This is a genomic window from Streptomyces albiflavescens (genome assembly GCF_014645835.1).
Classification (GTDB): domain Bacteria; phylum Actinomycetota; class Actinomycetes; order Streptomycetales; family Streptomycetaceae; genus Streptomyces; species Streptomyces albiflavescens.
In genome coordinates this window covers 555,176-567,201 of record NZ_BMMM01000002.1, presented here as the reverse complement: position 1 = coordinate 567,201, position 12,026 = coordinate 555,176, and the positions used below count along the sequence as shown (strand labels likewise).

Below are 12,026 nucleotides of genomic sequence, written 5' to 3'. Positions count from 1 at the left end.
GCGGGGAACTGCGCGAACAACCCCGCCGGGTAGGAGCGGCGGGGCGAATGACCCCACCGTGACCGTCGCCACCGTGGCCGTAGAAACGCCCCGGCACGGTCGTACGAAGGACGAAGGACGAAGGACGAAGGACGAAGGACCAAGGACCAAGGACCAAGCACGAAGGACGAAGGACGAAGGCCCCCGGACCATGGAGGTCCGGGGGCCTTCGCTCATGTACGACCGGCGGCTACGCCTCCGGCAGGCGGTCCAGCTGCGCCTTGATGCGGGCGATGTCCTCGTCCGCCTTGGCGAGCCGCGTGCGGATCTTCTCCACGACGTGGTCCGGGGCCTTGGCGAGGAACGCCTCGTTGCCGAGCTTGGCGTTCGCCTGGGCCTTCTCCTTCTCGGCGGCGGCGAGGTCCTTGGCGAGGCGCTTGCGCTCCGCGGCGACGTCGATCGTGCCGGAGAGGTCGAGCGCGACCGTGGCGCCCGCGACCGGCAGCGTCGCCGTGGCCGAGAAGCTCTCGCCCTCCGGCTGGAGCCGCAGCAGCTGGCGGATGGCCGCCTCGTGCGGGGCCAGCGCGGTCCCGTCGAGGGTCAGCCGGGCCGGGACGCGCTGGCCGGGCTGCAGGCCCTGGTCGGCACGGAAGCGGCGGACCTCCGTGATGACCTGCTGGAGCGTCTCGATCTCCCGCTCGGCGGCGGCGTCGCGGAAGCCGCTGTCCTTGGGCCACTCGGCGATGACGACCGACTCGCCACCGGTGAGCGTGGTCCAGAGGGTCTCCGTGACGAACGGGACGATCGGGTGGAGCAGACGCAGGGTCACGTCCAGGACCTCGCCGAGGACCCGGCTGGAGACCTTCGCGGGCTCGCCGCCCCCCATGAACGTCGTCTTGGACAGCTCGACGTACCAGTCGAAGACCTCGTCCCACGCGAAGTGGAACAGGGCGTCGGACAGCTTGGCGAACTGGAAGTCGTCGTACAGGGCGTCGACCTCGGAGACCACCGAGTTGAGGCGGGACAGGATCCAGCGGTCCGTGGCCGACATCTGCTCGGGCGCGGGCAGCGGGCCCTCGACCGTCGCGCCGTTCATCAGCGCGAAGCGCGTGGCGTTCCAGATCTTGTTGGCGAAGTTGCGGGAGCCCTGGACCCAGTCCTCGCCGATCGGGACGTCGACGCCGGGGTTGGCGCCACGGGCCAGAGTGAACCTGAGCGCGTCGCTGCCGTACTTGTCCATCCAGTCCAGCGGGTTGACCGCGTTGCCGAAGGACTTCGACATCTTCTTGCCGAACTGGTCGCGGACCATGCCGTGCAGGGCGATGGTGTGGAACGGCGGGGTGCCGTCCATCGCGTACAGGCCGAACATCATCATCCGGGCGACCCAGAAGAAGAGGATGTCGTAGCCGGTGACCAGGACGGAGTTCGGGTAGAACTTCGCGAGGCTCTCGGTCTGTTCGGGCCAGCCGAGGGTCGAGAAGGGCCACAGGCCGGAGGAGAACCAGGTGTCGAGGACGTCCGTGTCCTGGTGCCAGCCCTCGCCGGTCGGGGCCTCGTCGTCGGGGCCGACGCAGACGACCTCACCGTTCGGGCCGTACCAGACCGGGATCCGGTGCCCCCACCACAACTGCCGCGAGATGCACCAGTCATGGAGGTTGTCGACCCAGTCGAAGTACCGCTTCTCCATCTCCTGCGGATGGATCTTGACCTTGCCCTCGCGGACCGCGTCACCCGCCGCCTTCGCCAGCGGGCCGACCTTGACCCACCACTGCATGGAGAGCCGGGGCTCGATGGTCGTCTTGCAGCGCGAGCAGTGGCCGACGCTGTGGACGTACGGCCGCTTCTCGGTGACGATCCGGCCCTCGGCGCGCAGCGCGGCGACGATGGCGGAGCGGGCCTCAAGGCGGTCCAGGCCCTGGAAGGGGCCGTGGGCGGTGATGACGGCGTGCTCGTCCATCACGGTGAGGGACGGCAGGTTGTGACGCTGGCCGATCTCGAAGTCGTTCGGGTCATGAGCCGGAGTCACCTTGACGGCGCCGGTGCCGAACTCGGGGTCGACGTGCTCGTCGGCGACGACCGGGATGGAGCGGTCGGTCAGCGGCAGCCTGATGAGCTTGCCGACCAGGTGCTTGTACCGCTCGTCCTCGGGGTGAACGGCGACGGCGGTGTCACCGAGCATGGTCTCGGCGCGGGTGGTGGCGACGACGATCGTTTCGTCCCCCTCGCCGTACTTCATCGAGACGAGCTCGCCGTCGTCGTCCTGGTACTCGACCTCGATGTCCGAAATGGCCGTCAGACAACGCGGACACCAGTTGATGATGCGCTCGGCGCGGTAGATCAGCTCGTCGTCGTAGAGCCGCTTGAAGATGGTCTGGACGGCCTGCGAGAGACCTTCGTCCATGGTGAAGCGCTCACGGGACCAGGCGACGCCGTCACCGAGGCGCCGCATCTGCCCGGAGATCTGTCCTCCGGACTCGGCCTTCCACTGCCACACGCGCTCGACGAAGGCTTCCCGCCCCAGATCGTGCCGGGACTTGCCCTCCTTGCCCAGCTCCCGCTCGACGACGTTCTGCGTGGCGATGCCGGCGTGGTCCATGCCGGGCTGCCACAGCGTCTCGTAGCCCTGCATGCGCTTGCGGCGCGTGAGGGCGTCGATGAGGGTGTGCTCGAAGGCGTGCCCGAGGTGCAGGCTGCCCGTGACGTTCGGCGGCGGGATGACGACGGTGTACGGAGGCTTGTCACTCTTGGCGTCGGCCTCGAAGTAACCCCGCTCTACCCAGCGCTCGTACAGCGGCCCCTCTACATCGGCCGGCGCGTACTGGGTCGGCAGTTCGGTGTGGGGCGCTGATGGCTGCTGCTGAGCGTTGTCGGTCACGGGGTCAGTTTAGGGGCGTCACTGCCCTGTCCCGAAACGCGATTCTTTCGTAACGGTGAGGCCCCCGGGAGCCTGGCCGCGTGACCTGTGCGCCAGGATGTTCGGAACACATAAGTTTCTGGAGGGGAACCCAGTAATGAGCTACAACCAGCCGGGCCCGTACGGCGGGCAGCCTCAGCAGCCCGGACCGTACGGTCAGCCGGGCCCCTACGGCCAGCAGCCGCAGGCCCCCCAGCCCGGCTATGGCTACCCGCAGCAGGCTCCCCCCGCGCAGCCCGGCTACGGCTACCCCCAGCAGGCTCCCCAGGGTGTCCCGCCGCAGACGCCCCCCTACGGCCAGCAGCCTCCCTATGGCCAGCAGCAGCCCTACGGCTCCGTGCCGCAGCCGCCCGCCCCGAGCGGCGGCAAGAAGAAGACGGGCCTCATCATCGGCGCCGTCGCCGTCGTGGCCGCGATCGCGGTGGGCGCGTACTTCGTGATCGGCGGGGGTGGCGGCGGCTCGAGCGTCGCGGACGACGGCCCGCACAAGCTGACAACTCCGGCCGCGGTGCTCAGCGGTGAGTACAAGAAGGGCGACAGCGACAACGACACGATGTCCAAGAGCGACATCGAGGACGCCAAGAAGTGGGGCGTGCAGGACCCGAAGGACGTCAGCGCCCAATACACGTCGGGCGACAAGAGCAACCCGCTGGCGCAGAAGCTGGTGCAGTTCAGCGGCGTCTACGGCAAGATCGACGACCCTGAGAAGGTCGTCGACGCGATGTACGCGCACATGAAGTCCGAGGCTTCCAAGGACGACAGCGAAGGCACGCCCGTCGGCAGCCCGCAGACGTTCGACTTGGACGGCGCCGTCCTCAAGTGCCAGGCCGTGAAGATCAAGAACGACGACGCCTCGTCGAGCAGTGCCGCCTCCGGGCCCAAGGAATTCACCGTGCCGACCTGCATCTGGGGTGACCACAGCACCATCGGCCTGGTGATCTCCACTGACGTGGCGAGCATGATGGCCGGCAAGAGCGGGTCCCTGTCGGACACCGCTGACCTGACGGGCAAGCTCCGCAAGGACGTGCGCGTCAAGATCTGACGGCTGCACGGCAGTTCACGCCCATGGGCGCCCGGCGGATCCCGCTGGGCGCCCATGGCCGACCCCGGCCCGATGTCAGGCGCGGACGCAGGCCCTGTACACGTCTGTCCCTCGCACGCCCGCGTTCACGAGGCCGGAGTAGCAGTCGGGGTTGGGGATCTTGCCGTCACCCAGGGGCCCCTGGAACGCAGGGTGACTGCACGCCGCCTTCACCTTGGGTCCGACCGCGTACCCGTGGTTGCCGATGTAGTTCACGCAGGTGCTCTGATTGGCCTGTGCCGATGTGGCCGCCACGACGGGTGTGATGGCCGCCGCGGCAACCACGGACAGCGCCGTGAACGCGCGTCTCATCCTCATGTTCTTCCCTCCCGTTTCACTTGCCGCAAGGTGGTCCGCCTTGCGGTGATCAAGAAGATCACGCGCAGCGGGCAGCCTGCCAGTGGGAGCGACGGACGTGGCTTGATCCACCCGTAGACAGACGAAGGGGGTGCCCGGCGGACTTCGCCGGGCACCCCCTTCGACGTACAGCTGTTGCTTACGCCGTCTTCTGCTCGCCCGGTCCCCGCCCACGGGCATCCCGCGGAATCAGTGTCGGGTTCACGTTCGAGTGGACGACGTCCGCTGTGATGACGACTCGGGCCACGTCCTTGCGGGACGGGACCTCGTACATCACCGACATCAGGACCTCTTCCATGATGGCGCGGAGCCCTCGGGCGCCGGTCTGCCTCAGGATGGCCTGGTCGGCGATGGCTTCGAGGGCCTCGCGCTCGAAGTCCAGTTCCACGCCGTCGAGTTCGAAGAGGCGCTGGTACTGCTTCACCAGGGCGTTGCGGGGCTCGACGAGGATCTGGAGCAATGCCTCGCGGTCCAGGTTGTGGACCGACGTGATGACCGGGAGGCGGCCGATGAACTCGGGGATCATGCCGAACTTGACCAGGTCCTCGGGCATGACGTCCTCGAACTGGTCCTTCGACTCCAGCTCGCGCTTCGAGCGGATCGTCGCGCCGAAGCCGATCCCCTTCGCCCCGGCACGGGACTCGATGAGCTTCTCCAGGCCCGCGAAGGCGCCGCCCACGATGAACAGGACGTTCGTCGTGTCGATCTGGATGAACTCCTGGTGCGGGTGCTTGCGGCCGCCCTGGGGCGGAACCGAGGCCGTCGTGCCTTCGAGGATCTTGAGGAGGGCCTGCTGCACGCCCTCGCCGGACACGTCTCGCGTGATCGACGGGTTCTCGCTCTTACGAGCCACCTTGTCGATCTCGTCGATGTAGATGATGCCCGTCTCGGCCTTCTTGACGTCGTAGTCGGCCGCCTGGATGAGCTTCAGGAGGATGTTCTCGACGTCCTCGCCGACATACCCCGCCTCCGTCAGCGCCGTCGCGTCGGCGATGGCGAACGGGACGTTCAGCATGCGGGCCAGGGTCTGGGCGAGCAGTGTCTTGCCGGAGCCCGTGGGGCCCAGCAGCAGGATGTTGGACTTCGCCAACTCGATGGCGTCATCGCGGTTTTGGCCCGTGCTGTTCTCGCCGGCCTGGACCCGCTTGTAGTGGTTGTACACCGCGACCGAGAGAGCCTTCTTGGCCGACTCCTGGCCGACCACGTACCCCTCGAGGAACTCGTAGATCTCGCGGGGCTTCGGGAGTTCCTCCCAGCGGACCTCGCTCGTCTCCGCGAGCTCTTCCTCGATGATCTCGTTGCAGAGATCGATGCACTCGTCGCAGATGTACACACCGGGGCCTGCGATGAGCTTCTTGACCTGCTTCTGGCTCTTGCCACAGAACGAGCACTTGAGCAGATCGCCGCCGTCACCGATGCGTGCCACGGTGTGCTTCCCCTTCGCCTGGGAGACGCCTAGGTCCAGCGGCTCCTGGTGCTGCCTTATGTCCGACGGTACCTTGCCGAGCCCCCCGTTCGGGCCCCCCTTGGCACGGTTCACTTTGTCGTGAACCACGCCAAGGGGCGGCAGACGATACAGAGTCCGCGTCAGCGGAGGTCGGCGCTGTTCATCTTCCGGGTGGAGATGATCTGGTCGATCAGGCCGTACGCCAGCGCGTCCTCAGCGGTGAGGATCTTGTCGCGCTCGATGTCCTCGCGGATCTTCTCGATCGGCGTGGTCGAGTGCTTGGCCAGCATCTCCTCCAGCTGCGCACGCATCCGGAGGATCTCGTTCGCCGCGATTTCGAGGTCCGAGACCTGGCCGCGGCCGGTCTCGCTGTAGGGCTGGTGAATCAGCACACGGGCGTTCGGAAGCGCCATGCGCTTGCCCGGCGTACCGGCGGCCAGCAGGATCGCGGCGGCCGAGGCCGCCTGACCCATGCAGACCGTCTGAATGTCGGGCTTCACGAACTGCATCGTGTCGTAGATGGCCGTGAGCGCCGTGAAGGAGCCACCGGGGCTGTTGATGTAGACCGAGATGTCACGGTCGGGGTCCATCGACTCCAGGCACAGCAGCTGCGCCATGACGTCGTTGGCGGAGGCATCGTCGATCTGCACGCCGAGGAAGATCACGCGCTCCTCGAAGAGCTTCGCGTACGGGTCGTACTCACGCACGCCCTGCGAGGTGCGCTCGACGAAGCGCGGGATGACGTAGCGGGACTCCGCGCGAGGACCGGTGTACTCGGCCTGCGTGCGGGCGTAGAGGCCGCTGCCGGGGAAGTCGTTCACTGTGTCTCCTGAAGAGCCTGATAAGGGCTGTGGCGGTCGGCTGGGGGCGCTGGACGGCTCGCACCGCCCTTGGGGCGGTGGAACCGGGCCTGCGCCGCCCTGGAGGGCGCTGAGGGGCTTACGCCGCCCCGGTGCCGCCGCCGCCCGGCATGCCGGCAGCGGTGGGCATGATGTCGTCGATGAGGCCGTACTCCTTGGCCTCGATCGGGTCGAACCAGCGGTCGCGGTCCGAGTCACGAGTGATCTGCTCGACCGTCTGGCCGGTGTGGAACGAGGTCAGCTCCGCCATCCGCTTCTTGGTGTGCAGCAGCCGCTCGGCGTGGATCTTGATGTCCGACGCGGAGCCGGCGAGGCCGGCGGAGGGCTGGTGGATCAGGATCTCGGCGTTCGGCAGGGCGAAGCGCTTGCCGGGGGTACCGGCGCTGAGCAGGAACTGGCCCATGGAGGCCGCCATGCCCATGGCGATGGTCACCACGTCGTTCTTGATGTACTGCATGGTGTCGTAGATCGCCATGCCGGCCGTGATCGATCCGCCGGGGCTGTTGATGTAGAGGTAGATGTCCTTGTCCGGGTCGGAGGCAAGGAGCAGCAGCTGCGCGGTGATCTTGTTGGCAATGTCGTCGTCGACCGGCTGGCCGAGGAAGATGATCCGCTCGTTGAGCAGCCGGTTGTAGACCTGGTCGCCGAGGCCACCACCGATGGAAGGCTCGCCGGCGGCGGAGGGCATCAGATTCGTCACGTATCCACCTGCTCGTCTTACGACGGCGCCGGGCCGTCTCACGTCTTCTGCTGGGGCGTGGGACCCCGGTCCAACACCGCTCGGGGCGGCTTCGGGGACTCCCCTGCCCTCGTATTCATGGACCCTAACGCGCGGGTCCCTCCGGTGAATCCCGCAGAAGGAACTGTTCGCTGTGAGCGCAGGTCGCGCCCCGTCGGGGGCTGCCCGCCACTCCCGAGGCCGCGGACGCGTCCGGCACGGGCCCCGCACGGGCGAGTGCGGCTCGTGGCGGGCCGGTCGCGCGGCTCCCGGCGCCCCTGAAAAGCCCGCGGGCCCCCGGCGACATACAAGTCCCCGGGGGCCCGTCAGACGTACGAGCGGGGCGATCAGGCCTCGGTGCTCTCCTCGGCGGAGCCGTCTGCGGCCTCACCCTCGGTGACCTCGGCGGCGACCTCCGTGGCCGTCTCCGTCTCGTCCTCGTCCTCCAGGTCGACGATCTCGCCGTTCGTGTCCTTGACCGTGGCGGCCTCGACGACGACCGCGAGGGCCTTGCCGCGGGCGACCTCGCCGACGAGCATCGGGACCTGGCCGCCCTCGACGACGGCCTGGGCGAACTGGTCGGGGGACATGCCGGAGGAGGCCGCGCGCCGCATGAGGTGCTCGGTGAGCTCCTCCTGGTTGACGTTCAGCTTCTCCTTGTTGACGAGCTCGTCAAGGACGAACTGGGTCTTGATGCCCTTGATCGCCGCTTCCTTGGTCTCGGCGTCGAACTCTTCCTCGGTCTTGCCCTGGATCTCCAGGTACTTCGCGAGGTCGAGGCCCATCTGGCCGAGCTGGTGGTGCTCGAGGTTGTGCTTACGGGTGTTGATCTCGTCCTCGAGCAGCTTCTCGGGGACGGGCACCTCGACCAGCTCGAGCAGCTTCTCCAGGACGCGCTCCTGGGCCTGCGTGGCCTGGTCGTACTGCTTCATGTTCTCGAGGCGCTTGCGGCTGTCGGCCTTCAGCTCCTCCAGGGTGTCGAACTCGGAGGCGAGCTGCGCGAAGTCGTCGTCCAGCTCGGGAAGTTCGCGCGCGGCGACCTGGGTGACCTTGACGGTGACCTCGGCCTCCTTGCCGGCCGCGGAGCCGCCCTTGAGCTCGGAGGCGAAGGTGGCCTCGCCACCGGCCTCCAGGCCCGTCACGGCCTCGTCGATGCCGTCGAGCAGCTCGCCGGAGCCGATGGTGTAGGAGACATCGCTGGCGATGCCGTCCTCGAGGACCTCGCCGTCGACCTTGGCCTCCAGGTCGATGGTGACGACGTCGCCGTCCTGGGCGGCGCGCTCGACCGGGGAGGTCGACGCGAAGCGCTCGCGCAGGTCGGAGACGGCCTTCTCGACGTCCTCGTCGCTGACCTCGATGGCGTCGACCTCGACCTCGATGCCGGAGTAGTCCGGGATCTCGATGGTCGGGCGGACGTCGACCTCGGCGGTGAAGTTCAGCGTCTCGCCGTCCTTCAGCTCGGTGATGTCGACCTCGGGCTGGCCGAGGACGTTCAGCTCAGCCTCGTTGACCGCTTCGGTGTAGAACTTCGGGAGCGCGTCATTGACGGCCTCTTCGAGTACGGCGCCGCGACCGAACCGCTGGTCGATGACGCGCGCCGGGATCTTGCCCTTCCGGAAGCCCTTCACCGTGACCTGCTGGTTGATCTTCTTGTACGCCGCGTCGAGGCTGTCCTTGAGCTCCTCGAAGGGCACCTCGACAGTGAGCCGAACCCGGGTCGGGTTCAGGGTCTCCACGGCGCTCTTCACGGTTCGGTCTCCTTGTGGCTGACTTCTTGGGGGTTCTGCTGCGTGCTTCTGCCGAGTCGGGCAGAGCCTTAGGCGGATTCGCGGCCCTTGAGAGACGTAACAGTGCAGACATACGGGCGCGCAGCTTGCATAGTAACCGCAGGCGGTACACGCCCCAAAAGGTGATCTTGCGACGCGCGGAGCCCTGGCGGGTTCCGGCCGGTGGTCGGGGTGGCGGGATTTGAACCCACGGCCTTCCGCTCCCAAAGCGGACGCGCTACCAAGCTGCGCCACACCCCGTCGGTGCGACACGTAGGGTACATGCCCGCAGGCAGCGGGGCTGCCGCATTTTCCGAGTGCTCGTACGGCACGGGAACGGGGTGTGCATCGAAGGGGTACGACCCGCTACGATGCCTCCTGTGCCGCGGTCACTGACCTGCGGCGCGACCTGCTCGCGGGCGTAGCTCAATGGTAGAGCCCTAGTCTTCCAAACTAGCTACGCGGGTTCGATTCCCGTCGCCCGCTCTGTGGCCTCCGGCCCGGTTCCTCGGAATCGGGCCGGAGGCTTTTTTCGTACACCGTGGGCCCTGCGGGGGTGCGAGCTCTTGAGCAGCGGAGGGACCGCAAGCTTTCGAGGGGCGGCGTGACCTCAAGCTCTTGAGGAGCGCCGGGAGCGCCGTCGCGCCCGGTCCGGGTGAGCGCGCCGGCGGTGGCGAGGCCGGCGGCGCGCGGGATGCCGGAACCGAGGGCGCGCGGGGCGTGGTCGGCGAGCATCACGTTGACCGGTTCATGCCGCGGCGGATCCCCGCTCCGTATCCCCCGACACCCGTCGGAAGTGCGACGAGATTCCCCGACACCCGTCGGAAGCGTGACGAGATTCCCCGACACCCGTCGAAGACGCGACGAGCGGATGCGTCCCGAGCATGCCCGTCCGCTTGAGAAGCCGATCGACCCGTCCCGTTCAGAAGCTGATCGAGTTGATCGTCTCCGCTATCGAGTTCAAGAACCGGTTGATGGACGGAGCCATGCCGGTCGACGCGAGGAAGAAGCCGAAGAGCACCGCGACAATGGCAGGTCCCGCCTTGATCGATCCCCCTCGGATCAACACCACAAGGATGATCGCCAACAGCAGCACCACTGACAGCGAAATGGCCACAACTGATCACACCCTACGGTCGGTCCGCTCTCCCGGCCCGGGGGTGCAACCCCTCACACCCCCGCCAGAACCATCGTGCCACCAACCAGGCTTTCGTATGCGGCGGGTGACGCATCGTCGGCCACGGACGCGCCGGCCCCGCACACCCGCACCGCCTCGGCGCGACCAACGGCGGGACTCCGTACGGCAATTCGAGAGTGCACCCGCACGGTCCCGCAACGGAAATTCAGAGGGACCGTTGCCATGTCCACACATCCTGTTCGCAGGCAATTCGAATTGTTGCCACAGGCACATCGAAGGCTCTGCAGACGGGTAACTAAAGGCTAATGAACCGGACATTTCACCAGAGTCGCCCGCGAGTGTTATGCACCATTTAGTCAGGATGAATGAGGACAGAACAGCCTCATACGGTAAGCAAATCGGTATACGGAACCACTTGCGAACCGACAGACAGACATCTTCAAATCTTGGGTACTCGCAGCTGATAAGCAGGAATGACGCCGAGAGTTTTACGAAGACGCATAGACAACGCTAGGGTGCCTCAGATGTTCCACGCCGCCACGTCCCCCGCATGCGCAGCGAGGTCCAGGATCGTCTCCCCGAGTTCTTGGTGGGAGGGCCTGTGACCAACTCGCTCCGACCCCATGGCCAGCAAAGAGCGCCACTCCCCCCGGCACGGCAGTCGGCGGACGGAGTGCCCAGCCCGCGCTCACCCCAAACCCCCAGAGCGGCCACCGATGCCGCAGCGCCGGGCGCCAAGCCCGCGAAGCAACGCGACGCCTTCTTCGACAACGCCAAGTACCTGGCGATCGTGCTCGTGGCCATGGGTCACGCGTGGGAACCGCTGAAGGGCGAGAGTCGCTTCGTCGAAGCGCTGTACACGGTCGTGTACACCTTCCACATGCCGGCCTTCATCATCATCTCCGGCTACTTCTCCCGCAGTTTCGACATGCGCCCCGACCGGCTCAAGCGGCTGGTGACCGGCGTCGCCGTGCCGTACATCCTCTTCGAGACGGCGTACTCCCTCTTCGATCGCTGGGCCGGTGGCGATTCGAGCCAGGCGATCACCCTCCTCGACCCCTGGTACCTCACCTGGTTCCTGGTCGCGCTCTTCGTCTGGCGGCTGACGACCCCGCTGTGGAAGCTGGTGCGCTGGCCTCTTCCGCTGGCGCTCGTCATCGCGATGCTCGCGGCCGTCTCGCCGGACATCGGCGACGATCTGGACCTCCAGCGCGTGCTGCAGTTCCTGCCGTTCTTCGTCATGGGCCTGTTCATGAAGCCCGAGCACTTCCAGCTGGTGCGGCGCCGTGAGGTGCGGATCCTGTCGGTGCCGATCTTCGCGACGGCGCTGGTCGTGGGCTACTGGGCGGTGCCACGCATGAACACCGCCTGGTTCTACCACCGTGACAGCGCGCAGCAGCTGGGCGCGCCCTGGTGGGCGGGTGTCGTCATGACGCTCGCGCTCTACGGCTGCTCACTGCTGCTCACCGCGTGCTTCTTCGCCTGGGTGCCGCGACGCTCCTTCTGGTTCACGGCGCTCGGCGCGGGCACGCTGTACGGCTATCTGCTGCACGGTTTCGTGGTCAAGGCCTCCGAGTACTACGGCTGGTACGACCACGCGTGGCTGTACAAGCCGGTCGGCGAGATCGCCGTGACGGTTGTCGCGGCCGCGCTCGTCACCGCGCTGTGCACGCCACCCATCCAGCGGATCTTCCGCTTCGCGATGGAGCCCAAGATGGCGTGGGCCTTCAAGCGGGACGCGACGGAGCTGGCCCGGGAACGGTCGA

General features: G+C 67.2%; 9 protein-coding genes and 2 tRNA genes. 3 read left to right on the top strand and 8 right to left on the bottom strand.

The features are described from left to right. Window positions 1–229 precede the first annotated feature (229 nt). Window positions 230–2,854 carry a valine--tRNA ligase gene (locus tag IEY95_RS07465; RefSeq protein WP_189185072.1) on the bottom strand — a complete coding sequence of 875 codons (2,625 nt, stop codon included), beginning with the start codon at window positions 2,852–2,854 and terminating at the stop codon, window positions 230–232. A gap of 136 nt (window positions 2,855–2,990) precedes the next feature. Here IEY95_RS07465 and IEY95_RS07460 point away from each other — a divergent pair, with 136 nt between their 5' ends. Continuing rightward, window positions 2,991–3,935: a hypothetical protein gene (locus IEY95_RS07460; RefSeq protein ID WP_189185071.1), complete on the top strand. Its 945-nt coding sequence runs from the start codon at window positions 2,991–2,993 to the stop codon at window positions 3,933–3,935. A 75-nt stretch (window positions 3,936–4,010) separates the two neighbouring features. Here IEY95_RS07460 and IEY95_RS07455 read toward each other — a convergent pair whose 3' ends face one another. From IEY95_RS07455 to IEY95_RS07430, 6 genes are all read right to left on the bottom strand, one after another. Continuing rightward, on the bottom strand, window positions 4,011–4,292 hold the full coding sequence (locus IEY95_RS07455; RefSeq protein WP_189185070.1) for a hypothetical protein: 282 nt from the start codon (window positions 4,290–4,292) through the stop codon (window positions 4,011–4,013). A 178-nt stretch (window positions 4,293–4,470) separates the two neighbouring features. Further along, the gene (clpX, locus tag IEY95_RS07450; protein ID WP_189185069.1) at window positions 4,471–5,757 is read right to left on the bottom strand and encodes an ATP-dependent Clp protease ATP-binding subunit ClpX; all 1,287 of its coding nucleotides are present in this window, start codon (window positions 5,755–5,757) and stop codon (window positions 4,471–4,473) included. 161 nt (window positions 5,758–5,918) lie between these two features. Next, on the bottom strand, window positions 5,919–6,599 hold the full coding sequence (locus tag IEY95_RS07445; RefSeq protein ID WP_189185068.1) for an ATP-dependent Clp protease proteolytic subunit: 681 nt from the start codon (window positions 6,597–6,599) through the stop codon (window positions 5,919–5,921). Window positions 6,600–6,717: 118 nt separating this feature from the next. Further along, the gene (locus tag IEY95_RS07440) at window positions 6,718–7,326 is read right to left on the bottom strand and encodes an ATP-dependent Clp protease proteolytic subunit (RefSeq protein ID WP_189185427.1); all 609 of its coding nucleotides are present in this window, start codon (window positions 7,324–7,326) and stop codon (window positions 6,718–6,720) included. A 377-nt stretch (window positions 7,327–7,703) separates the two neighbouring features. Then, window positions 7,704–9,104 carry a trigger factor gene (gene tig, locus IEY95_RS07435; protein ID WP_189185067.1) on the bottom strand — a complete coding sequence of 467 codons (1,401 nt, stop codon included), beginning with the start codon at window positions 9,102–9,104 and terminating at the stop codon, window positions 7,704–7,706. 202 nt (window positions 9,105–9,306) lie between these two features. After that, window positions 9,307–9,383, bottom strand: a tRNA-Pro gene (locus IEY95_RS07430). Window positions 9,384–9,537: 154 nt separating this feature from the next. Between IEY95_RS07430 and IEY95_RS07425 the strand changes: the two genes are divergently transcribed. Further along, window positions 9,538–9,608, top strand: a tRNA-Gly gene (locus IEY95_RS07425). Window positions 9,609–10,044: 436 nt separating this feature from the next. Here the strand turns inward: IEY95_RS07425 and IEY95_RS07420 are convergent. Then, a complete protein-coding gene (locus IEY95_RS07420) occupies window positions 10,045–10,239 on the bottom strand; it encodes a hypothetical protein (protein ID WP_016435177.1) in 195 nt (64 codons plus the stop codon). Between the two features lie 622 nt (window positions 10,240–10,861). Between IEY95_RS07420 and IEY95_RS07415 the strand changes: the two genes are divergently transcribed. Then, window positions 10,862–12,026: acyltransferase family protein (locus IEY95_RS07415; protein WP_189185066.1), on the top strand; the 1,165-nt coding region annotated here is incomplete at its 3' end.